The 24,562-nt window shown below is 34.1% G+C and carries 17 protein-coding genes; 10 read left to right on the forward strand and 7 right to left on the reverse strand.

All coding sequences use genetic code 11. The features are described 5' to 3' along the window. Genes LI951_RS12580 through LI951_RS12610 form a run of 7 tightly spaced genes read right to left on the reverse strand, consistent with a single transcriptional unit; the run spans position 1 to position 6,945 of the window. The gene (locus tag LI951_RS12580; RefSeq protein WP_229442407.1) at positions 1 to 1,122 is read right to left on the reverse strand and encodes a CDP-glycerol glycerophosphotransferase family protein; all 1,122 of its coding nucleotides are present in this window, start codon (positions 1,120 to 1,122) and stop codon (positions 1 to 3) included. Beyond that, complete coding sequence (locus tag LI951_RS12585) at positions 1,110 to 2,135, reverse strand: alcohol dehydrogenase catalytic domain-containing protein (RefSeq protein WP_229442408.1); 1,026 nt, start codon at positions 2,133 to 2,135, stop codon at positions 1,110 to 1,112. The genes LI951_RS12580 and LI951_RS12585 overlap by 13 nt, the downstream gene beginning before the upstream one ends. Continuing rightward, a complete protein-coding gene (locus tag LI951_RS12590; RefSeq protein WP_229442409.1) occupies positions 2,128 to 2,841 on the reverse strand; it encodes a 2-C-methyl-D-erythritol 4-phosphate cytidylyltransferase in 714 nt (237 codons plus the stop codon). The genes LI951_RS12585 and LI951_RS12590 overlap by 8 nt, the downstream gene beginning before the upstream one ends. 23 nt (positions 2,842 to 2,864) lie before the next feature. After that, positions 2,865 to 3,674: an ABC transporter permease gene (locus LI951_RS12595; RefSeq protein ID WP_229442410.1), complete on the reverse strand. Its 810-nt coding sequence runs from the start codon at positions 3,672 to 3,674 to the stop codon at positions 2,865 to 2,867. Positions 3,675 to 3,686: 12 nt separating this feature from the next. Beyond that, the gene (locus LI951_RS12600; RefSeq protein ID WP_229442411.1) at positions 3,687 to 5,048 is read right to left on the reverse strand and encodes an ATP-binding cassette domain-containing protein; all 1,362 of its coding nucleotides are present in this window, start codon (positions 5,046 to 5,048) and stop codon (positions 3,687 to 3,689) included. 59 nt (positions 5,049 to 5,107) lie between these two features. Further along, a complete protein-coding gene (locus tag LI951_RS12605; RefSeq protein ID WP_229442412.1) occupies positions 5,108 to 5,830 on the reverse strand; it encodes a WecB/TagA/CpsF family glycosyltransferase in 723 nt (240 codons plus the stop codon). Beyond that, positions 5,827 to 6,945: a CDP-glycerol glycerophosphotransferase family protein gene (locus tag LI951_RS12610; protein WP_229442413.1), complete on the reverse strand. Its 1,119-nt coding sequence runs from the start codon at positions 6,943 to 6,945 to the stop codon at positions 5,827 to 5,829. Before LI951_RS12610 ends, LI951_RS12605 begins: the two co-directional genes overlap by 4 nt. A 554-nt stretch (positions 6,946 to 7,499) precedes the next feature. On the opposite strand from LI951_RS12610, the gene LI951_RS12615 reads away from it, so the two are divergent. The 10 genes from LI951_RS12615 to LI951_RS12660 all read left to right on the forward strand — a co-directional run bounded on the left by LI951_RS12615 (position 7,500) and on the right by LI951_RS12660 (position 24,546). Continuing rightward, a complete protein-coding gene (locus LI951_RS12615) occupies positions 7,500 to 8,606 on the forward strand; it encodes a tyrosine-type recombinase/integrase (protein WP_229442414.1) in 1,107 nt (368 codons plus the stop codon). A 509-nt stretch (positions 8,607 to 9,115) separates the two neighbouring features. Then, a complete protein-coding gene (locus tag LI951_RS12620) occupies positions 9,116 to 10,234 on the forward strand; it encodes a CDP-glycerol glycerophosphotransferase family protein (protein ID WP_229442415.1) in 1,119 nt (372 codons plus the stop codon). Then, a complete protein-coding gene (locus LI951_RS12625; RefSeq protein WP_229442416.1) occupies positions 10,231 to 10,953 on the forward strand; it encodes a WecB/TagA/CpsF family glycosyltransferase in 723 nt (240 codons plus the stop codon). Before LI951_RS12620 ends, LI951_RS12625 begins: the two co-directional genes overlap by 4 nt. Before the next feature lie 57 nt (positions 10,954 to 11,010). Then, positions 11,011 to 12,363: an ATP-binding cassette domain-containing protein gene (locus LI951_RS12630; RefSeq protein ID WP_229442417.1), complete on the forward strand. Its 1,353-nt coding sequence runs from the start codon at positions 11,011 to 11,013 to the stop codon at positions 12,361 to 12,363. A gap of 12 nt (positions 12,364 to 12,375) precedes the next feature. Next, positions 12,376 to 13,185 (forward strand): ABC transporter permease, encoded by an 810-nt coding sequence (locus LI951_RS12635; protein ID WP_202067856.1) that lies wholly within the window; start codon positions 12,376 to 12,378, stop codon positions 13,183 to 13,185. A gap of 182 nt (positions 13,186 to 13,367) precedes the next feature. Beyond that, positions 13,368 to 14,555, forward strand: a complete 1,188-nt coding sequence (locus LI951_RS12640) for a CDP-glycerol glycerophosphotransferase family protein (RefSeq protein ID WP_229442418.1) — start codon at positions 13,368 to 13,370, stop codon at positions 14,553 to 14,555. Between the two features lie 16 nt (positions 14,556 to 14,571). After that, entirely contained in the window at positions 14,572 to 14,970 is a 399-nt protein-coding gene (tagD, locus tag LI951_RS12645; RefSeq protein WP_202067858.1) for a glycerol-3-phosphate cytidylyltransferase, read from the forward strand. Between the two features lie 347 nt (positions 14,971 to 15,317). Then, positions 15,318 to 19,937, forward strand: coding sequence for a CDP-glycerol glycerophosphotransferase family protein (locus tag LI951_RS12650; protein WP_229442419.1), 4,620 nt, complete (start codon positions 15,318 to 15,320; stop codon positions 19,935 to 19,937). Between the two features lie 18 nt (positions 19,938 to 19,955). Continuing rightward, entirely contained in the window at positions 19,956 to 23,210 is a 3,255-nt protein-coding gene (locus tag LI951_RS12655) for a CDP-glycerol glycerophosphotransferase family protein (protein WP_229442446.1), read from the forward strand. 25 nt (positions 23,211 to 23,235) lie between these two features. Then, positions 23,236 to 24,546, forward strand: a complete 1,311-nt coding sequence (locus LI951_RS12660) for a DUF6270 domain-containing protein (RefSeq protein ID WP_229442420.1) — start codon at positions 23,236 to 23,238, stop codon at positions 24,544 to 24,546. Positions 24,547 to 24,562 lie beyond the last annotated feature (16 nt).

Here is a 24,562-nt window from a genome sequence, read left to right on the forward strand (position 1 = left end):
CTAAATTTCAGTAGTTGCTTTTTCTATCAAACATATTTTTAAGATAATTTCATTAATAGTTTCAACAGCTTTGCTATTGTTGGTAACATGTTCATCTACTGCCAAGTGCTTTGTTTTTTCACTCAAGGTTCCTTTTTTCATTTTTATACAAAAATTTTGTATATCTGATAGTTCAATAGCTTGAAAAAAGTCGTATTTAACAAAAAAATTTTTGTTAAAAAAACCAACATTCTGTTCATATTCTTCTAGATCGGGAGTCCAAATCAAGATGGGCCGTTCTGTAATACTGTAATCAATCATCAAAGAAGAGTAATCGGTTATCAATAAATCACTGGATAAGAGCTCCTCATATAGCTGATCTGGACGGACAATATAATCATCGCTAACTCCCTTTGATTGAACGTAAGGATGAACAGATAACTTTAGTTCAAAACCAGGCATCTCTTCCTCAAATAATTTGATTAGTGTTTGAATCAAATGAAGAGAATAGTCCTCATTACCTTTTCTATATGTAGGTGCATAAAAAATTTTAATTTTTTCTGAAATTTGGTAGGGGAACTCTTCATAAATTTTTTTCGCTAGTTCTAGTTGTATTGCACCTGTGGCCATTGTCTGTTCGATGGAAACTCCTAAAGCTTCTGCATAAGCTTTACGATCTTTCTCTGAATTGACGCATACTAAATCATAATTTTTATGTGGAATAAAATTTTTTTTGTTTTGCAAACTGTTACCAAAATGCTTAATGGTTCCTGCTGCATGCCAGATCTGAATAACTTGATTTTTTTTCTGTTTATATATTAAGGCGTTTACTGGAAAGAAATGATCATCAAGAATAATTATTTCGCTTTCTGCAATTAGCTTTGTAGCTTTGAAACAATTTTTTAAATAACTTGATTTCGTTCCTTTCCGGTTAAACATGAGTTGTTTGAATGAAAAAATGCCATAAGCTTGTAAAGAAAGTCCGTCTTTTAATGCTTGCATAGAGGGAGACATTTCTTCACTACGTGAACTGCAAAATAGAATAGAATTTTTTTTAAAAGGTATAACGAAACTCCAAAATAGGTATAAAACAGAAAATATAAGCTTCAGTACATTTATCTTTAAATAAGCTAGATATTCCATTTCATCACGGCTTTTCCCCAAGTATTTTGCAGTTCGCACTCAAAGAAATGATGAATCTCAGAAATCGTTGAGATATCTTGAACGATACCGATTAGTCCTTCCAAGCGTTTTCTTGCATGCTCATGTTCATGTAAAAATTGAACAGTTTTCTCAAAATCTTCTCTACCACTACGGCTGCTTCCAACCATTGTCAAGCCTTTTTCTAAAACCATTCGAGTATTAATTTCTATCAGACGTTCAGAAACCCCCATAACAGCAATAGTTCCTTCCGGTTTTATGTGATCTATAATCTGATTGATAGCATCTTGACTGCCCATACCGCCAACGCATTCTACGGCTTGAGAAATCATTAAATCTAAAGGAATCTCATCAATTAAATAGATTTCATGAGCAAAAGAAAAATATTGAAGCTTTTCAGGATTTTTACCAAATACTATGATCTTAGATTTCGGAAAGAACCGCTTTAATAACAGACTGGTAATAAATCCTAAATTACCATCTCCCCATACACCAAAAGATTCTATATCGCTATTCATTCTTTTTTGCATTCTTGATATTGAGTGAATTGCGACAGAAATCAATTCTGTATAGGCAGCTACCTCAGAAGGTAGTGAATCTGGTACAGTTACCAATCGGTTGGGTGTTGTAAAAACATATTCTTGCATTAATCCATCAAAACCGCTGGAGCGAAAACGTGAACTTGGTAAATAGTTCTCTTTAATGTGTTCAGAGCTTTCTGTAGGTGTATTCGGAACTAACACTACACGTTGCCCTCGTTTAAATGTTCCTGTTTTATCCAAAACAATTTCACCGATACCCTCGTGAATTAGCGCCATTGGTAATTTCTTCTTTAATACCTCTTTATCCCTTGAACCAGTATAGTAACGCTGATCTGCATGACAGATAGAAAGGTAGGTAGGTCTGACAATAGTTGTTCTATTTGAAATCTTCTCTTCTATGGAAAATTGTTCAAATTGTCTTGGACCTGTCAGACGAATCACTTGATTAATCATTTTCTCTCTCCTCAAGTAAAGCGTTAGCGATTTTTAAATCATAGGGTGCAGTAATTTTAATGTTGAATAATTCTCCATCCACCATTTTGACCTTTTCACCAGCTAATAAACAAATCTTACAGGAATCACTGAGAATATTTTTCTGTTCCTCCGTCAATAAACTATAGGATCTTTTTAGTACCTTGATATTAAACGTTTGGGGTGTTTGCCCTTGATACATCTCATCTCTGTTTGGAATATCAGAAATAATGTCTTGTCTCACTTGGACAATAGTATCAAATGCTGGAATTCCTGTATCAACAGCAGTGTAGTTCTCTGTTGCTGCTAAATTATCACTAATAATTCTCTTCGTAATAAATGGACGAACTGCATCGTGAATCAGTAGTACGTCTTTGTCTGTAATGGTATATTCTGTTTCAATATATTCTATGGCCTTATTTAAGGTATCATTTCGTTCTTCCCCACCTTCAATAACCACAATTCGTGGATCATCAGAGCCAATATACTTTTTGATTAAATCTTGAGTGTATTGAATCCAACTTTCTGAACAAGAAATAATGATTTTTTCAAAATCAGGGTTTAGTATAAACTTCTCTAAAGTATGAATAATAATTGGCTTATCTCCAAGTAATAAAAACTGCTTTGGCATTGTCGTATTCCCCATTCGTTTTCCACTGCCAGCAGCCATGATTTGTGCAAAGTACATAGTTTTTCCTCCAAGCATGATAATTAAATATAATCGACAAACTTTGCTCTGAATTTCAGATGTAGATGGGAGCCGATAATCAGTAGAATCAGAGCTGTCAACCAAAAGATCAGGGTATAATTTCCTTTTTCCCAGAACCAGCTTCTAGATAAAAAACTGTCTCGAAACCCTTCAATGATATAGTAAAAGGGATTCAATTTAAGTATATTGATCAATCCAACAGGTAAATTTCGATTTTCTATGTTCCAAATAGGACCTGAAACATAGAAGAGAACTCGGAAAATAGATTGCAACATAATATGATAATCACGTACTAAAGTAGTCAGTGTGGCATTCAAGATACTGAACGAAAAAATAAAAATAATCATTGCTGCAAAATAGTACAGGCTTTGCAACCAATAAAGTGTAGGATAGACACTTGCGCTAATCAAAACAATCAGTGTAATAAAGAACATCCAAAAAAAGTTCATTAAATTACTGACAATTGAAATGGAAGGAAGAGCACTTACCGGGAATTTCATTTTTGCCACTAAGCCAACATTCTTATAAATACTATTTGAAGCACCTATAATCGCGCTGTTGATAAAAAACCAAGTGCTGATTCCAATCATCATCCAAACAATAAAAGGAACGCCTTCAATTTCTCTACCTCCGTTAACCCCAAGTCCAAAAATCATATAGTAAATTCCAATTTGAATCATAGGATTTAAAATCTGCCACATTAATCCTAGATAATGACTTTGATAAGTCGCCTTTTCTTCATATTTAGACATCCGGAAAATAATACCCAGATTATTTAGTTGTTCTTTGATAATAATGAATACTTCTTTCATAATCTGCTCCTTTTATTCTCCTTGCGGGATAACCAGTATCTGTCCCACATTGATGTCGGTTGATTCTAAGTTGTTTGTCAGAATCAATGCATCAACTGTTGTTTGATGCTGGAAGGCAATATCCTCTAGTGTATCACCTTCTACAACCATATAATTGCCGTTTTCATCTACTGAGGTGCTACTTTCCGAAGTCTCAGGTTCAATTGAAGTACTTAGAACAGGCTCCACAGCTGGCAATGTTGAATCATATGTCACTATAGAGGCATGGGTTGAGGGGACTGTTGAATCGGCACTTCTTGATGAAGTCGATGTCTTCCTACTTTTTTTAGGTTCTTCCAGCTGTGTAAACATCGATTTAAACGGCTGATTAACCACACTGGAAATTGCTCGTCCACTAAAACTAACCATACTTAAAAACAGAGTCATCACCATCAGAAAAGCTAAGAAAACTCTTGTGCTGGCGGACATATTACGTCCTACTTGTATTGGTTCAGTATCTTTATTAATTTCTTTGATTTCAACTCGTGACATTTGGTTATCTTCAATTTTATTAATTTCCTCTCGGCGAAATCGTTTCAAACTGAACGTTTTCTGAGTAGATACCTGTTCTTCTTTGTAGTCGCTTTGTTCTTTCTTCGTTAAACCCTTGAACCATGTATTAAATTTTTTATATTCGGCAATCACTTCTTTGGTAGGGCCAAACATTTTTAACTGCCCATAGTGCATCCAAATCGTCTTTTCACACAGTTTTTCCACTTGACCTAATGAATGGCTGACAAAGAAAATTGTTTTGCCTTGTTCCTTGAATTCCATCATTTTGTGCAAGCATTTCTGATAAAAGGTGTCATCACCGACTGCTAATGCTTCATCAATGATTAATATATCTGGATTCTGATGTACAGCTATCGCAAACCCTAACCGGCTTTTCATCCCACTGGAATAACTTTTTACCGGCTGGTTAATAAAGTCTCCTAATTCAGAGAAATCAATAATTTCTGAAGTGATTGCTTCGATTTCTTTATTGGTCATTCCCAACATCAGACACTTTAGCCGGATATTTTCCATTCCCGTAAGTGGTCCTTTTAGTCCAGCACCAATGGAAATGATGGAGGTTTCTCCATTGATTTCCAAACTACCGGAAGTAGGAGGGATAATTCCGCTTAAGATATTGGATAATGTTGATTTCCCTGAACCATTAATCCCAATAATTCCGATAGTTTCTCCATCCTGAACTTCAAAAGAAACGCCTTTCAACGCCCAAAACTTTGGAATATTTTTTCTTTTAATTGAAAAGAGACTTTTTAGTTTATCTGATTTTTTCTTGAGCAGATCGTATTCTTTTGTGATGTATTGTGCTTTTACTTTATACGTCAATAGACTTCCCTCGTTTTATAGTAGTATTAGGGTATAGACATACATAGTACCCAAACTAGTTATTTTCTATTTTTTGTTCGTAGTACCTTCCAGACATACTGTGGAATCTGAATCAGCCGGTCATAACGATGGAACTTAATCGATCGGTACAGCCATTCAATGTTGTGATCCAGAAAGAATTTCGGTGCTCTCGGTACTGCTCCTGACAGCACATCAAAGGTCCCGCCCACATTCAAAAAGACTTTGGCATTCAATTCCTCTACATGCCGTTCCAGAAAAATCTCTTGCTTGGGTGATCCCAGCGCCACAAACAGAAAGTCCGGTGCCGCTTCATTGATAATCTCCACAATATTTGGTTCCTCTTTACTGGTAAAGCCATGCAAGTGATCGGCAATCACCAAATTCGGATATTGCTTTTGAATGTTTTCCGCTGCCTGTGCCACGATCTCTTTCTTCGCCCCATAAAGAAAAATCCGTTTCCTGTATTCATTGGCATATGTCAAACAGTTGTCCATCACATCAATGCCGGTGATCCGTTCGGTAATTTCCCCGCCGGTTACCTTGGACATCTTGACAATACCAATCCCATCGGCGATCCGATGGGTTGCCCGATGGATGTATTGAAAGACCTCCGGCTGCTCATACGCCTGTAAAGTAATCTGTGGATTCACGCTCGTAATGATCATTTTTTTATTTGAAGCCAGATAGTCCGGAATGTCTTCCAGAATCTTTTCGTGGGTTAACACATCTACCGGCAGTCCCCCTATGTATTCTGTTTTCATTTTATTCTCCCCAATCCGGCATCAACCAACGCCAACACTCGTTTTCCTGCTTCGCCATCGTTATATTGATTCCACTGTTCTCCCCATTGAACAGCTCGTTCTTCAAAAGAACTGAATTCGTTTTTGTTCAATACCTCGGTCAATTCTTCTGTTGTCTTCGTTACGGGTCCCGGTGCATAATCCAAAAATTCTTTCTGAATACCGGGCATTGCTTTATAAATTTCTAGATCTGGTACAAAAAAAATAACTTTGCCGTTCGTTCTGCTCACCATAAATTCGAACAGACTGGCGGAATAATCGGTAACCAGAATCTCTGTCTGTGGAAACAACTGTTCTAAAGATTCTTTTGTCAGCGCAACATTATTCGGCAGTACCAGCTTATCAATGCTTACAGCAGGATGCAGCTTTAACAGAAAGCTTTGTTCAGAAAGCTGTGAAAATGCTTGAATTGCGCTTTCAATGACTGCCATCATAGCTGCTGAATTCTCGCGGTAGGTGGGTGCATAGAGTATGGAGCTGCCGTGTTGTGTCGCAATGCTTTGCTTGACAAGCAAGTCTGCCTTGGGAAAGCCCAGATAACGAAGGACTTCCGGTGCTGCTTTCCAGCTGTTCACAAAGACCTGGCCCATGGCCTCTGAGCTGACCACAATATCTGTAAAAGCATCGTAGACTTTCTGGAACCGGCGCTGATCAGAAGTGCTGCGGTTTAGGGTGGCGGAATCCTCCCAACCAAAAGTTTTAACAGCACCGATCGCATGCCAAAGCTGGATGATTCGCCGGTTTTTGTTTGGTTTCAAGATAGCCAGCTCTGGAAAATAGTTATCTGCCATAACCACTTGAGCTTGCTTTAAATAGGAAATTCCATTATGAACCAGCAACTGTTTTTGGCTGTAGGGTAGAATAGTGACCCCTTTTTCAGCTAATTTCTTAGCATATAATTGATTGTTTTCAGTGAAGAATAACAAAAAATCAGTTGAATACTTTTCAGCTAGTCGTTGAATAACTTCTCCATCATTGCTCGAAAAGCTCATCAAATATACGATTGTAACTTGCTTTTTTACTGTTTTTGGCAATAGACGTAAGAACAATAAATAGAAAACCTTTAGGTACTTCACAATATTCACACTTTCTGAAATTTATTAAAGAAATTGTGGTAGGCAAACAACTAGTCTCTCTAAATTGTCTTTCCTACAAATATTAATTGAAGATCAGCACTTTAAATTACGTACCATAAATAATAATTTCCCAGAAGAAAAAATATTTTATGTATTATGAAGTATTATTAATATAGAATGCTAACGATGCTTCTAACTCTCTCCCGCTAAACTCAACCATTATGAACTATAGCAACTGATGTCATATAAATAAAAAAATGTGGTTAATATGCTTGAAAAATTTCATGTTTTGCGTAAAAACATGAAATTTTCTAGTATGTATTTCTTCCATTTTTTCACTTACTAACCCATTTTTTGTACACAACAATTAAATTCTACACATATTACTATTAAAAATCAATAACACATAGGACGAATTTGCTCTTTTTATCTTTCAATTTGATTAAAAGATTGGGAAAAACCTTCTATAATTCTATAAATAAAAGTTTGAGAGTAATTTTCTTGTTTTTTTCCACCGTCAAATTCGCCGTCAAAGAAAGGATTGAATACTCTTTATGGCTAAAGGAGAAAATATTTACAAAAGAAAGGATGGACGTTGGGAAGGTCGGTATCCTAAGGGGCGAAAAGAAAATGGTTCTTTATACTATGGCTATATTTATGGTGATACCTATCGTTCAGTCAAAGAAAGACTTTTTGAAAGAAAGACCTATTATTACCTAGAACAGTCATCAAAAGTACGGCCCTATACTGGCACATTTACTGATTGGGGAAATTTTTGGTTAAGAGAAATAAAAGGAAAACTTATCAAAGTAAGTACCTATACAAGTTATCAAAATAAGTTTCATGTTCATCTTTTCCCATTATTAGGTAAGTATAAATTGGAAAAAATTACCATCTATCATATTTCTGATTTGATCGGTCATTTAACTAAACGATTAGCTTCCAGTTCTGTTCAATTAATCTTTCATCTATTAAAAGATTGTCTGGAAACAGCAAAACAAAAAAAATACATCGCTGTTAATCCTTGTGATAATGTTATATTGCCTGCTATACAAAATAAAAAAGTAGAAGCTTTCTCTATGGAAATACAGAAACAAATGATTCAAATCAGTCAAAAAGAAACTAAATATTTACCCGTGTTATTAGCCTTAGAATCGGGTCTTCGAATTGGTGAGATTTGTGGATTAAAATGGGCAGACATTGATTTTACTTCGTCAGTCCTTCATGTTCGAAGAACCGTCCAGCGAGTTTCAAGCCAAGATAAACACAAAAAAACCGAACTTATAGAAGGAACACCGAAAACGACTAAAGGATTCCGCACAATTCCTTTGACCTGTACATTAAGAAATACGTTATTAGATATAAAAAAAAGGAACTCTTCGTTTTCTGAATATGTGGTCACAACAGGAAAAAACAAACAGGTTGAACCACGTACAATCAATTACAGATTTGTTCAGTTGAAAAGACAGCTGGGGATTGAGCAAGGAACCTTCCATGCTTTACGCCATAGCTTCGCTACACGCTGCATTACTTTAGGAGGGAATGTTGCTGCTGTCAGTGCAATGCTTGGACATTCATCCATCAAGATGACACTAGACACATACACCAGCAGTTTTCTAGAAGATCAACGCAGTATTGTTGAAAAATTTACGTTCAAATAGGAAAAGCCCTATAAAGACTTAATCTCTATCCTATTCTGAGCCGTCAGTTTCGCCGTCATAAGTGAATTTGATGACTATTTTTATTGGGAATTTGCGGGTTATTCCTATTTTTACGCAAAATATGAAATTTCCACATGTAATTATTTTAACCTCTGTCAGTCTCTGCGCCGTCAGTTTCGCCGTCAAAAGCGAAATTGATGGCTATTTTTATTGGGAATTTGCGAGTTATTCCTATTTTTACGCAAAACATGAAATTTTTAACCATACCCAAACCTGCTACCAGCTTTAATAAATTCTCTTTTTTAGAAGGCTATTTCTAAAAATAAATCAAAGTAGTGATTATTGAATTTTAACTCTTTTTTTTAATGTATGAAAGATTCTTGCTTTACTCGTCCAGATAGTAAAAAAGACACACAAGGATAATCAGAATAATACCTAATTTATCCGAAATTTTATTAACTGTTCAAGATACTACCCAAATAAGAAATGATCTCGGAAAAGAGCTTGTTATGAACTATTTAAAATCTTTCTATCTATTTTTAATATACTGGCTTCCTCTATCGAAAAAAAAGCAAGTTACAATTGTATATTTGATGAGCTTTTCGAGTAATGATGGAGAAGTTATTAAACGACTAGCTGAAAAGTATTCGACTGATTTTTTGTTATTCTTCACTGAAAACAATCGATTATATGCCGAGAAATTAGCTGAAAAAGGGGTCACTATTCTACCCTACAGCCAAAAACAGTTGCTGGTTCATAATGGAATTTCCTATTTAAAGCAAGCTCAAGTGGTTGTGGCAGATAACTATTTTCCAGAGCTGGCTATCTTGAAACCAAACAAAAATCGGCGAATCATCCAGCTTTGGCATGCGATCGGTGCTGTTAAAACTTTTGGTTGGGAGGATTCCGCCACCCTAAACCGCAGCACTTCTGATCAGCGCCGGTTCCAGAAAGTCTACGATGCTTTTACAGATATTGTGGTCAGCTCAGAGGCCATGGGCCAGGTCTTTGTGAACAGCTGGAAAGCAGCACCGGAAGTCCTTCGTTATCTGGGCTTTCCCAAGGCAGACTTGCTTGTCAAGCAAAGCATTGCGACACAACACGGCAGCTCCATACTCTATGCACCCACCTACCGCGAGAATTCAGCAGCTATGATGGCAGTCATTGAAAGCGCAATTCAAGCATTTTCACAGCTTTCTGAACAAAGCTTTCTGTTAAAGCTGCATCCTGCTGTAAGCATTGATAAGCTGGTACTGCCGAATAATGTTGCGCTGACAAAAGAATCTTTAGAACAGTTGTTTCCACAGACAGAGATTCTGGTTACCGATTATTCTGCCAGTCTGTTCGAATTTATGGTGAACAGAACGAACGGCAAAGTTATTTTTTTTGTACCAGATCTAGAAATTTATAAAGCAATGCCCGGTATTCAGAAAGAATTTTTGGATTATGCACCGGGACCCGTAACGAAGACAACAGAAGAATTGACCGAGGTATTGAACAAAAACGAATTCAGTTCTTTTGAAGAACGAGCTGTTCAATGGGAAGAACAGTGGAATCAATATAACGATGGCAAAGCAGGAAAACGAGTGTTGGCGTTGGTTGATGCCGGATTGGGGAGAATAAAATGAAAACAGAATACATAGGGGGACTGCCGGTAGATGTGTTAACCCACGAAAAGATTCTGGAAGACATTCCGGACTATCTGGCTTCAAATAAAAAAATGATCATTACGAGCGTGAATCCACAGATTACTTTACAGGCGTATGAACAGCCGGAGGTCTTTCAATACATCCATCGGGCAACCCATCGGATCGCCGATGGGATTGGTATTGTCAAGATGTCCAAGGTAACCGGCGGGGAAATTACCGAACGGATCACCGGCATTGATGTGATGGACAACTGTTTGACATATGCCAATGAATACAGGAAACGGATTTTTCTTTATGGGGCGAAGAAAGAGATCGTGGCACAGGCAGCGGAAAACATTCAAAAGCAATATCCGAATTTGGTGATTGCCGATCACTTGCATGGCTTTACCAGTAAAGAGGAACCAAATATTGTGGAGATTATCAATGAAGCGGCACCGGACTTTCTGTTTGTGGCGCTGGGATCACCCAAGCAGGAGATTTTTCTGGAACGGCATGTAGAGGAATTGAATGCCAAAGTCTTTTTGAATGTGGGCGGGACCTTTGATGTGCTGTCAGGAGCAGTACCGAGAGCACCGAAATTCTTTCTGGATCACAATATTGAATGGCTGTACCGATCGATTAAGTTCCATCGTTATGACCGGCTGATTCAGATTCCACAGTATATCTGGAAGGTTATGCGTACCAAACGAGGAAAATAAGAAGTAGTTGCCAGCAACCACTTCAATCTATTCTACATAAAAAACGAGGGAAGTCTATTGACGTATAAAGTAAAAGCGCAATACATCACAAAAGAATATGATCTGCTCAAGAAAAAATCAGATAAACTAAAAAGTCTCTTTTCAATTAAAAGAAAAAATATTCCAAAGTTTTGGGCTTTAAAGGGTGTATCTTTTGAGGTTCATGATGGAGAGACAGTGGGCATTATAGGAATTAATGGATCTGGGAAATCCACCTTGTCCAACATCTTAAGCGGGATTATTCCCCCCACCTCCGGTAATTTGGAAATCAATGGAGAAACCTCCATCATTTCCATTGGCGCCGGACTAAAAGGTCCGCTTACGGGAATGGAAAATATCCGGCTAAAGTGTCTGATGTTGGGAATGACCAACAAAGAAATCGCAGCAATCACTTCAGAAATTATTGATTTCTCTGAATTAGGAGACTTTATCAATCAGCCGGTAAAAAGCTATTCCAGTGGGATGAAAAGTCGACTAGGATTTGCGATTGCGGTACACCAAAACCCAGATATATTGATCATTGATGAGGCTCTGGCAGTTGGTGACGACACGTTTTATCAAAAATGCTTGCACAAAATGATGGAATTTAAGGAACAAGGGAAGACCATCTTTTTTGTCAGTCATGCCCTAGGTCAAGTAGCCAACTTATGTGATAAGACGATTTGGATGCACTATGGGCAGTTAAAAATGTTTGGTCCTACCAAAGAAGTGATTGCCGAATATAAAAAATTTAATACATGGTTCAAGGGTTTAACGAAGAAAGAACAAAGCGACTACAAAGAAGAACAGGTATCTACTCAGAAAACGTTCAGTTTGAAACGTCTTCGCCGTGAGGAAATCAATCAAATTGCAGATACTCAAATGTCTCGAATGGAGATTAAAGAAATACAAAAGGATACAGAACCAATCCAAGTGGGGCGCAACATGTCTGGTGGGACGCGGGTGCTCTTAGCCGTTTTAATGCTTATTACTCTGTTCCTATGTATGGTTAGTTTCAGTGGCCGGGCTATTTCCAGTGTCGTTGCTCAACCGTTCAAAACTTTGTTCTATCAGTTAGATGAACCAAAGAAAGATACAGCTACAAAAGATTCTACCCAAAGCTCCACTACGCGGACTTTTGATTCGACAATTGTCCAGCCCCCAACAGAAACAAGTGAAACATCAACAGCAATGAGTTCTACAGGTAATCTCTTAACAACAGAAAGCACAACTGTACCTGTATCAGAAAGTTATCTAGTTCAAGAAGGAGATACACTTGATGGCATTGCTGCAGAGCATCAGACAACAGTTGAGGCCCTGATTTTAACAAATAATCTGGAATCAACTGACATAAATGTAGGACAAGTACTGACTATCCCGCAAGGAGAATAAAAGGAGCAGATTATGAAAGAAGTAGTCATTATTATCAAGGAACAGCTAAATAATCTGGGTATTATTTTCCGGATGTCCAAATACGAGGAAAAAGCAACTTATCAAAGTCACTATCTTGGCTTGATATGGCAGATATTAAATCCAATGATTCAGATTGGAATTTATTATATGATCTTTGGTCTGGGTGTAAATGGCGGCAGAGAAATTAAAGGTGTACCTTTTATTGTCTGGATGATGATCGGAATCAGCACTTGGTTTTTTATTAATGGTTCAGTTATTGGTGCCTCTAACAGTATTTATCGTAATGTCGGTTTAGTGGCAAAAATGAAATTTCCAGTCAGTGCCTTACCTTCAATTTCCATAGCCAGTAATTTAATCAACTATTTTTGGATGATACTGATCACTTTTCTTTTTCTGATTAACGCAGGAATTTATCCCAGCCTGTATTGGCTGCAAAGTCTGTACTATTTTGCAGCAATGATTATTTTTATTTTTTCGTTCAGTATCTTGAATGCTACATTAACCACCTTAGTTCGAGACTACCATATTTTGCTGCAATCTGTCTTTCGTGTTGTATTTTTCATCTCAGGACCTATCTGGGATATTGAGAATCGAAATCTTCCGGTTAAGTTGGTACGAATACTCAAGCTGAATCCATTCTATTACCTTATTGAAGGCTTTCGAGACAGCTTCCTTTCCAGAGAATGGTTTTGGGAAAAAGGAAATTACACGATGATCTTCTGGCTGATGGCTTTGATTCTTCTGATTATTGGTTCCCATCTGCATTTGAAGTTCAGAGCAAAGTTTGTTGACTATATATGAATCTCAAAAAGACTTCTACATTCTTTTATTAAGTTGGGTATGCAAAATATAATTAGGAATTTTTATTCTATTTTGCATTCCACTTTTCAAGGTATCAGATATTAACTATTAAAAAAGCATCCATTCTACTAGTAAAACTCAAATTTACTTAATTTAAGGATCAAATTGATAGGGAGAGAATAATGAAAAAGTTCCGTAGACGAATAGAGCATCTATATCACTTGTTTGTACAAGTTGTATTCAGCATCCTTGGAGCACTCCCTAAAAAAAGATTATTCTTTTTTGAAAGCTTCCATGGAAAACAATATAGTGACAATCCTCGTGCGATTTATGAATATTTACAAAAAGAATATCCAGAGATTCCTTGTTTATGGGCTGTAAAAAAAGGATTCGAAAAGCCTTTTATTGAAAATAATGTTCCCTATGTTCGGCGTTTGGGTTTGAAATGGCTGTTGATAATGCCTAGAGCAAAATACTGGATTTTTAATACACGTATGCCAGCATGGATGAAAAAGAATGAACAAACAATCTACATCCAAACTTGGCATGGAACTCCTTTAAAAAAACTTGGCTTAGATATTGAAAATATTTCAATGCCAGGAACTACCACCAAACAATATCGGAAAAATTTTGAAAATGAAGCTGCTCGCTGGGATTATTTGCTATCGGCAAACGCCTTTAGTTCTAACATTTTCAAAAACGCATTTAATTATCAGGGAGAAATTCTTGAAATTGGTTATCCGCGGAATGATATTTTGTTGGATAAAAAGCATTATTCCATAAATAAGCAACGAGTTCTGAAAAATTTAGGTTTGAGTGAACGGAAAAAGATAATCTTATATGCTCCAACTTGGCGAGACACAGAGTTTTACAGTAAAGGTGCTTATAAATATATTAATCATTTTCCATTTGATCAAGTATTAAAAAATTCGGAGAACTCTGTTATTTTATTTCGTGCACATTACTTAATTGCTAATCAGCTAGATAGTTCCAAATATGACAATCGGGTAATCGATTGTTCCAATTATCCGGATATTAAAGATTTATATCTTATTTCAGACTTATTGATTACCGATTATTCTTCTGTAATGTTTGATTTTGCTTATACAGAACGACCAATACTTTTTTTTATGTACGATCAACAAGACTACTTACAAAATATTCGTGGCTGCTATCTTAATCTTGAAAAAATTCTTCCTGGCCCTATTATAAAAACGCAAGAAGAATTAACTAACAAGATTCTGGAGTTGATTGATAGAGATTTTATTACGGTCAATACTCGCTATGAAAAATTCAAAGAAACTTTTTGTCCTGATATAAAAATTAGTTCATCCGAGCATTTAATTAACAAACTATTCAAAAATAAATAGATTGAGGAGCTGTTTTATGAAACGAGTTATAACCTATGGAACATTTGATTTATTACATTACGGACATATTAATTTGTTAAGACGTGCAAAGGAACAAGGTGATTACTTAATTGTTGCCTTATCGACTGATGAATTTAATTGGAAGGAAAAGCAGAAAAAATGCTATTTTAGTTTCGATAAACGGAAAAAATTACTTGAAGCAATCCGCTACGTTGACTTGGTTATTCCAGAAAATGGCTGGGAGCAGAAAACAACTGATGTAAAAGAATATCATATCGATAAATTTGTAATGGGTGATGATTGGGCTGGAAAATTTGATTTCATTCAGGAAGAAACTGATGCTGCTGTAATATATTTGGCACGTACACCTGAAATATCCACTAGCCAAATAAAAAAAGATTTGCTTGGAAGTTAGAACAATAAAAAGAATGAGCAGATTCAACTATTCATGGAAATAATTAAATGTCAAAAGTTCCTGATCATTTTGTTAGTTGCTATCTGTTGCTTGAAATAAGTGAGTACGGAAACTAACTGAGAAAACGGAGTACCCCTCTCTCCTAGCTGACTCAACCAGTTCTCATTTTTCTAATGAGATAGAGGAGATACCCAATAAACTCAAGGATAGTTACTTATTATAATAAGAGTACCTGAGAAGAAAAAGCTGAAGGAATCCAGAATTCTTGATTCCAGAAAACCTCAGTGTCTATCATCCTTGGCATGTTTCCATACTCGCACGAAATAATATTGAGGAGATTTTACTAAATGGAGAAAAATGAACTATCATGGCTTAGAAAAACTTTTAGAACATACCTCCCTGAGGATATGAGACGTAAATTACGTGATAAATTTAATGTTGAGAGTAAAGAAAAAATTTCTCAGAAAAATGAAACGAATTGGTATGAAAAATATAGTAAACAAGTGACAGAACAATTGAAAAACAATTTGCAGGCTCGTCTTAGAACATACTATGCTTCTAAATTCGATTCGGCAATAATAAATGAAAACGTCATTCTTTATGAAGTTAGAGATGGCACTATTTTTACAGACTCCCCTTTTGCAATTTTCCAGTATATGATAAGCCAAAAAGAATTTGAAAATTTTGAGCATCAAATTGTTTTTACTGCTGAAAAAAAAGGTGTTTTTTTTGAGTTACAAAAAAAATATCCTGAAGTTAATCTTAAATTAATTATTCGAGATACGTTTGAATACATGGATGCGTTATTGGAAGCAAAATATTTAATTAATAATAGTACTTTCAATTCATTTTATTTGAAACGTGAAGGTCAAATCTATATCAATACCTGGCATGGAACTGCTCTGAAACATATGGGATCTGACTATGTTCAAGATCCAATGAACGCTAAGAATGTGATGCGGAATTTTCTGATGACTGATTATATTTTGTCACCTAATGATCATATGACAAACCTCTTTCTCCATTCGTACAAACTTGATGGTATATGGGAAGGAACAATTTTGGAAGGTGGACACGCTAGAAATGACTCGTTATTTACTGGCTTGGTTGAAAAAGTGCAACAAGATATAACTGATCGGGGGATAGATTATGATCGCACGAAAAAAACTGTTTGCTACATGCCCACTTGGCGAGGATCTGACGTTGGCGCACCAACAGATATGATTTTAACTCTTAGTAACGAAATCAAATTATTAGAAAATGAACTAGGAAACTCATATAATGTTTTATTAAAAGTTCACCCTTATGTTTTTGATAAAGCAGATCAAAGTTCTCTTTTTAAAGGGAAACTAATTCCTAATGATTTTGATTCAAATGAATTATTTGAGATTATAGATATTATGATTACAGACTATTCAAGTGTCTTTTTTGACTTTCTTTTAACAGGAAAACCAATTCTTTTCTATTGTTGGGACAATGACATTTATGAAAATGAACGTGGAATGTATTTTGATGCTTCCGAATTGCCAGGTCCAACTGTTTATACTTTAGATGATCTAATTAATGCGATTAAGGATATCACTCAAATTGAGATAGACCATAAAGAAATTTACAAAAAATGTCAGAAACGTTTTGTGAGTCATGATGATGGAGATGTCACAAAGAGATATGTGGAACGAATTTTCAAAAGCAATAAAACGAATGGTATGAAAGAAGTTAAAGCAAATACATCAAAAATCAAATTGCTAATTCATCCAGGCGGCATGATTGACAATGGTATTACAAACTCGTTTTTAAATCTGATTGATCAAATAGACTATGATAAGTATGATGTTACTGCTTTCCTACATGATTCAACAAACCCAGAGATAGTAAAAAATTGGAATAAAATGAATCGTCATGTTCGAAAAATGTTTAAACCAGGCTTGCCAATATATACATTTGAAGAAAATATTTTTGATAGATATTTAAAGAATGTTCATATGCCAAGTGAAGTAGATAAATATTTGCCTGAATTGGGTTATAAAAGAGAAGCCCAAAGATTATTTGCTGGCTTACATTTCGATGTGACAATCAACTTTGACGGTTATTCCTATTTTTGGGCTAAATATTTACTTTTCGTTGGTGCTAAAAAGAAAATTTGTTTCATGCATAATGATTTATATTCTGAAATAAATAAAAAGGTAAATGGTGAATATACCATCCGAAATGATCTGCTCGGATTATTTTCTTTGTATCCAAAATTTGATTCACTCATTTCTGTATCTAAAAACCTGATGAATATTAATTTGGACGGATTGAAGGAATATGTAAAACCTTCACAAATGGGATTTGTGGAGAATTCGATTAATATAGAAAAAATTGTAAATCGCCCACAAGCTGATTCAGATATTGAAATTAATAAGCATGAACAAATTTGGGTTTTAATGCCCAATACATCGTTAACCACGTTTGACACTCTTCATGAGATACCTCTCAGAAAAAAAAGTATCAAAATTGATAAAATAGTGATTGTTCGTTCTATTGCAGAATATGTAAATTCAGAAACAATTTACTATAAAATAATATGTCAAAATCAATATTTAGGCTGGGTATCTGAACATGATTTAATTCCTTACATGTCTGATGATGATATGCATTTTTTAACGAGAAGGACAAAATTTGATTATAGTGGTATCTTTTCAAATTCCGTTCAAAGTTGCGATGTTAGAAAACAACCACAATTTGGTGCCGAAATAAATTCACTCAACGTTCAACTATTTTCAAATTGTATACTGCGTATTGATGAAATAGCCATTGATAAATTTTCTACGTACATTCATTGTTCATATGAGAAGTATAAAATTGGATGGATTGAGATAGCAGACATAAAAATTACTAAGAATGAATTACTATTTGAACAAGAAGCTTCTGAACTTTTCGAAGAATTTAAAGAGTGGACAAATGCTAAGATTTTCAATAAGCGTATCTATGCTCAAATAAAATTTCCAACAGTCCAGACTTATGATAGTTGTCAGCAAATCCACAAGCAATTCAATGAATGGTCTCCAGGTGTCAATTACGTTTACAAGGTGTTGGATAAATCGGTTGTAGATGGTATGACTTATTGTAAATTATCTCTTGGAGAACATTGTATTGGTTGGGTTGATGAACATCAATTAGACTTTCTAGCAACACGTATTCCCGAATTTTCGAAATATGAATTCATGGATTGGCAACAAAAAGATGTTCTTTTTGTTCCTAAGAAAAATGTAATTAAGTTATATAAAAATATTAGTTTAGATTCTTATGAAGAAATTAATTCTGAAATCTTTTTAGCGAAAGCTTGTTCTATCGAAGGACAGAGTATATCCCATAATACATTGATTTTTAAAGTTCAGATTGAAGGCTCTCATTATTTTGTGACAGCTGAAGACATTGCAGTTGAGACATTAAGTTTAGAAAATGTATTAATTGGAAGCAACAATTATGAAAAATATAATTTTATTAGTCCTAAATTCGTTATTTCAAAAATATTAAGTACACAAGGACTCATTTATCGAGTTTTTGAAAACAATCAAGTTCGATTATATAACGAACAAGAATTACTAGGAATGATTCCAATAGTTAGTAAGCAAATTATTAAGAATATAAATTATGTAAATAGTGTTGGAGCAGTAAAAGCAGGAGATGCTATCTGGTTAAATCCATATGGTATGTTTGAACCCACTGTTCGTGTTGCTACAAGCTATTTAGTATCAGGACTTAAGTTTATAACCGATTATGAGGTCACTTTATTAAATGGCGTGACCTATAAGAGACTTCTTTTCAATGATCATTTCTACGGCTGGATAAATTCTGAATATTTTATTACTGATTTTTCTTTGGAAAATATGGATAGTGATCATTATAGTAATTTACCTAAGCAATTATTTTTGTTGGATCAAGAGATTTCATTGGAAATAACGAATTCAATAAGTACATTCAATAAAATTTTTGAAAAACTTAGTGGTGAATTGACCTACAATAAAATTAAGACAAATACCAAATTGAAAGTTGATGCTAAAATGATACTTCAAAATGGAGAAGAATATTATCGGCTATCCTCCAAACAAGAATATGCCGGATGGATTTCAGAAGAAGAATTATTTGATGTATCTTTAAACAAAAAAGTAGAAAAAAAACAATCAGATATCAACTACCTTGTATCTGAAAAGGACATATCCTTATTGGCCAAGAAAAAGGATAGCCAGCTTAAATGCTATTTGAGTGAGCAAGATATCTTGTTAAATGAAGCACATACAATTTCTTTAACAGACACTTTCCAAATTGAACGAGTTCTAAATTATACTCATGGCATGTTTTATAAGATTTTCCATGAATCTAAATCGATATATTGTTTTTCAAAAGATGTTGAAATTGTATATTCAGACTTTCTATCGGATTTATCATCAGAAATTAGACAAGAAATTAAGCCAGATGATATTTTGATTGTTGCAATGGGGAGATTATCTCCTGAGAAAAATCAAGGTGAATTGATATTTGCGATGGAGAAAGTAACAAAACAATTTCCTAACGCTAAGTTAATTTTATTAGGGAAAGGTCCTCTCGAACAAGAATTAAGAACCAGGGTAGCGATGCTAAATCTACAGAAAAATGTCTTTTTTGCGGGACAAATCGACTATCCATTCAGTGTAATTCGTCAATCGGACATATTTGCTTTAGCATCTATTCATGAAGGTCAGCCAATGGTACTGTTAGAGTCATTAGTTCTAGGTAAGAAAATTGTTGCTTCAAATATTCCTCAAAACGAACAAATTTTAGGAGCGAATGATGATTATGGAATATTAACAAAAGGTCTTTTTTCTGATGATCTTTCGGAAGCTTTGCTAAAAGCTTTAACCTCAACTAATAATTTTAAGAAATTTGATGGTGAAAAGTATAATTGTAACGCTTTAAATCAATTTTATAATTTGATTGAGAGTTAAGTGGAAAGTTTGGTGAAAATGAAAAGATTGAATTTGAGTGAATTAAGTGAGACTTATGCTAAAAAATATGATGATGTATCAATTGATGAATATTTAATTTTATATGAAACAAGGGATGGTCAATCAATAGTTGATTCTCCTTTAGCACTATTTATTGAATTAGCTAAAAATCCAGATTACAGAAATATGAAGCATATTTGGGTTATTGATGATGAACAATTAATTGAAAAAAATTCAATTCCAATTGAATTAAGAAGTCAAGTTAAGTTCGTAATAAGAAATACGCCAAAATACATTCACTATTTGCTTCAAGCAAAGTATTTAATTACAAACTCAACATTTCAATCTTTTTTTTCAAAAAAAGAAGGACAAGTCTATTTAAATACATGGCATGGAACCCCTTTGAAATATATGGGGTTCGACATTCCGGGTAATCCTTCTCATTCACAGAATGTCTTACGGAATTTGTTGATGACAGATTTCATTCTCTCTCCCAATTCTCATACGACAAATATTTTTGCGCATAGCTACAAATTGAAAGGGATTTACAATGGAACTGTATTAGAAACAGGTTACCCTCGTATTGATTTTTTTAAGAAAGCAGATAACGATGAATATTTCAGACAATTAAAAAAGGACAATTTGATTTTCGATAGAAGTTTACCAACTATTCTTTATATGCCAACTTGGCGTGGTGAATCAATTAAAAATCCTACAAATGATATTGAACAATTGATTCATGAAATGGAGCTATTAACAAGTCAGTTCCATGGCAGATACAACGTTTTTTTGAAAGTTCACCCTTACATGTATAACAGTATCTGTAAAAATGAAAGAATTAAAAAACAATTGGTACCAGACTATTGGGAGCCCAATTACATTTTAAGTATTACAGATGTTTTAATTACAGATTTTTCCAGTTCATTTGTTGATTTTTTAATTACATCAAAACCAATTATTTTTTATGTTTGGGATATGGAGTTATACGAACAACATAGAGGCACGTATTGGAAAATGGATGAGCTGCCAGGTGATTGTGTTTTTACAGTTCGAGAAATGATTCAAGCTGTTAATAATTTAGAATTGTGTGAGTCTAAGCATGTATCGAAATATAGAGAATTTGTTGATGAATTAGTTCCTTATGAAGACGGAAATGTTTCAAAGAGAATTATAGAACGAGTTTTTAAAGGGCAACAAAATGATTCTATAAACGAAATTATACTAGCTGATGATAAAAAAAAGAAAATACTTTTTTATTCTGGAGGACTACTCAAAAATGGAATTACTTCAAGTTTTCTAAATTTGTTAGATAGGTTAGACTACCAAAAATTAGATGTATCAGTTTTAATTCCACCAGTAAGTGATAGTAATGTTGAAAGTATAAAAAGGATAAATTCCAATGTACGTTTAATTTTTAAATCAGGAAGAAATTTGTATTCTAAAAAAGAAAAGAAACAGTTAAAAAAAGATGCAAACAATCGCTCTGGGAAACTTACTAAAGCATTTAAACGTGAAAGTTCTCGTGTCTTATCAGGAATAAGGTTCGATAGTGTAATTGATTATAGCGGCTATAGCCCTGCTTGGGCAAGGATAGTTGCTTATGCTAATGCTCAACAAAAGATAATCTATCAGCATAATGAACTTGCGAAAGAAATCGAAAAGAGAATAGATGGAAATCAGCCACATGGAAAACGATTGAATGAGATTTTTTGGTTATATAAGGAATTTGATAAAGTAAATAGTGTTTCAAAAAGCTTAATGGAAATCAATTATAAGTCGTTACGTAGTTTTTTAACGCTCAAACAAGTATCCTATACAGGGAATATTATTAGCATCAGCAGCCAAAATGAAGAAAAAAAAACGCGAATCGACAACCGAATTGTAGCTAAAAAAGAATGTTTTTCAGTTGAAGATTTTGGAGATTTACCTCATGTATTCGCTAATTACAAGGATATTAATATTACTTGTGGTGAAAATTTGCGCACTAAACCTGGAGATATTCTGTCTTTCATTGCCGAGGCTTTATTTTCCGGTAAATATTACTACAAGATAATATTGAATTCTGAATATTTGGGATGGATTGAGCAAAAAAACTTGCCTCAAAGTGTGCAAAAATTTGAAGTTTCAAAGCAAAGAGTAAATATTGTTGCTAGTTTAAAAAGAAATAATGATAAATTGATTTATCGCACATTACCTACTAAACAAGAAGAATTGTCAAAGGGAATTAGTTATGTTCGTTACTTGTCCAATCGATATGTATGGGTTAAAGAAATATGTTCAACTCAATTAGGAGCCTTTTGTCATATTTATGACTGGAAAAAATCGATTGGTTGGATAAAAAAAGAGTGTTTAACTAATCAACATACTATGCTTAACTTATCACCCTCACAAGTATACTTTCTATTAAAAAACAGCCGAACATATACCTGTATTAGTCAAAGTGTAATAAAAGAAAGATCTACTCTTTTACTTGATCGACCATTACTTGTAGATTTGTATTCAGAACCTAAAGGAATAATGGGTCATAAACTTATAATCAGTTCATATCCACTACTACCTTCCAATAATTATATTATTAACGTTGAAACTATGGTTAATAACGAATTGTGGGTTCAAATTGTTCGCGGAAATCAAGTTTTAGGATGGTCCAAAAAGCAATCACTGAAGTTGAATCAGTTGAGTCAAATGATGACTGTACAAAATGATTTATTAAATAAAAAAGAAACTCAAGTAGTAATTGAAAATGATTCCAGGGAAATTCGGTATGTCTTTGCAGGAAGATTTTCACCTGAAAAAAATCACCAAAATTTGATTATGGCTTTTAACGAGATTAGTAAAATGCTCCCGAATGCAAAGTTGTATTTGTTAGGAGAAGGACCGTTACTTTTAAAGATGGAAAAACTGGTTTATGATTTGAATTTAACGCAAAGAGTTATTTTTCTAGGTCAAACAAACAAGCCATTCCCAATTTTAGAATTGATGGACATCTTGGTAGTCCCCTCTTTTTATGAGGGGCAACCAATGATTATATTGGAGGCTCTTGCATTAGGTCTAAAAATTGTAGCTACTGATATTCCTCAAAATAGAAATCTCCTTGACAATAATTATGGTTTGTTGAGTTCAAGTGCTGGAGTGGAAGATTTAAAAAATGCCATGTTACAAGTTTTAAATTCAAAATTGAAATTTAAACGTTTTGATGTAGCGACATACAATGAAAATGCATTAAATTTATTTTATAAATTAATTAATATGAGTACCGAGAGCACCAAATAGGACCAAAGAAATGGAGGTTCGTAATATGAAAATAAAAGTATCTACGTTAGGCTCATGTATGACCAGAGATCCTTTCAATTCTTTGTTTAATCCTAATTATAAAGATTTCTATAAATTGTCAGTCAATCAATTTCATACATCAATCATTTCTTTAATGTCAAAACCAATAGAGTATGATTCGACAAAGTTCAATTACGTTGAAAGCGTTAAGGAGTTTGCTGATTGGCATTTTAGAACAGAATTGAATAAGCGATTTCTAAATGATTTAGTTCTTTCACAGCCAGATTATTTAATCATTGATTTTTATGCCGATATACATTTTGGTGTAATAAAAGTTGGTGAGTCGTATTTAACAAATAAAGAGTATTCTTACAAAAAAAACGAGTTGTGGAATATCTTAAATCATGGAGCTCATTATAATGTTGAATTAGATTTTGTTGCCTTTTTCGAAATTTTTAAAAAGGCTTTGGATGAATTCATTGCTTTTGTCAACAAATATTTGAAAAAGACGATTATTATTGTTAATCAGGCTAGATATACCTATGAATACTGGGATAGTATTCATAAAAAAGTGAATATTTTTGGAAGAAAAACGCCAGAAGAGTATTTAGAATTGAATAAGCTATGGTCTGAGTTAGACAACTATATACTGAAAAATCCAAATGTTAGATCTATTTCTTATGACAAAAAATATTATGCAGATCCTAATTATAGGTTTGGCGGACTAGATGATGTACATTACATGCATAATTATTATGATGACTTTCTAAAAAAAATATTGGCAATCACATTTAATGATTTAACTAATCAAAATATTGATCTTGAGCCAACGATTGTTGAAGGAAATCTTATTCAAAACTCGAAATTTGCCTTTGGAAATTCCAGTTGGAAAGTCTTTAACCCTCAAATTTTTTCTATTCAAGATGAAATGCTTACTGTAAGTGCACACGGGAATATTGAGAATAAATGGAATCAAATTGTTTCAGAAGCAATAGAAGTGGCAGAGAATGATCGATTATACTTCTCTTTTAAATTTGAGGCAATTGATTTATCTGATATGGAAGATACAGATCCGATTGTAATTATAAGAACTTTTGAAAAACGGAATGTTTTTAAAGCAAAAGATGCTATTAAAGAAATAAAAATCACTAAATCGGAAGTACTGGAGCAATTGTCTGAAAAATCTACTAATTATTTTATTAGAGAAGTAGAGTTAGAAGGCAAGTACGTAAAAGTAATTCCGTATCTAAAGAAAAATGGTTCTTATAATTTAACGGAATTGCAATTGTCTTATGCTGACGGTGGTTATCAAGTGGCATTAAACGAGTTACATTAGTATTTTAAATCGTCTA

Source organism: Enterococcus sp. BWT-B8 (genome assembly GCF_020567625.1).
GTDB lineage: Bacteria > Bacillota > Bacilli > Lactobacillales > Enterococcaceae > Enterococcus_L.

Coding starts and splice junctions, on each gene's coding strand:
- LI951_RS12580 (WP_229442407.1), bottom strand. CDS start 1,122: ATGGAATATCTAGCTTATTTAAAGATAAATGTACTGAAGCTTATATTT.
- LI951_RS12585 (WP_229442408.1), bottom strand. CDS start 2,135: ATGATTAATCAAGTGATTCGTCTGACAGGTCCAAGACAATTTGAACAA.
- LI951_RS12590 (WP_229442409.1), bottom strand. CDS start 2,841: ATGTACTTTGCACAAATCATGGCTGCTGGCAGTGGAAAACGAATGGGG.
- LI951_RS12595 (WP_229442410.1), bottom strand. CDS start 3,674: ATGAAAGAAGTATTCATTATTATCAAAGAACAACTAAATAATCTGGGT.
- LI951_RS12605 (WP_229442412.1), bottom strand. CDS start 5,830: ATGAAAACAGAATACATAGGGGGACTGCCGGTAGATGTGTTAACCCAC.
- LI951_RS12615 (WP_229442414.1), top strand. CDS start 7,500: ATGGCTAAAGGAGAAAATATTTACAAAAGAAAGGATGGACGTTGGGAA.
- LI951_RS12620 (WP_229442415.1), top strand. CDS start 9,116: ATGAACTATTTAAAATCTTTCTATCTATTTTTAATATACTGGCTTCCT.
- LI951_RS12625 (WP_229442416.1), top strand. CDS start 10,231: ATGAAAACAGAATACATAGGGGGACTGCCGGTAGATGTGTTAACCCAC.
- LI951_RS12635 (WP_202067856.1), top strand. CDS start 12,376: ATGAAAGAAGTAGTCATTATTATCAAGGAACAGCTAAATAATCTGGGT.
- LI951_RS12640 (WP_229442418.1), top strand. CDS start 13,368: ATGAAAAAGTTCCGTAGACGAATAGAGCATCTATATCACTTGTTTGTA.
- tagD (WP_202067858.1), top strand. CDS start 14,572: ATGAAACGAGTTATAACCTATGGAACATTTGATTTATTACATTACGGA.
- LI951_RS12650 (WP_229442419.1), top strand. CDS start 15,318: ATGGAGAAAAATGAACTATCATGGCTTAGAAAAACTTTTAGAACATAC.
- LI951_RS12655 (WP_229442446.1), top strand. CDS start 19,956: ATGAAAAGATTGAATTTGAGTGAATTAAGTGAGACTTATGCTAAAAAA.
- LI951_RS12660 (WP_229442420.1), top strand. CDS start 23,236: ATGAAAATAAAAGTATCTACGTTAGGCTCATGTATGACCAGAGATCCT.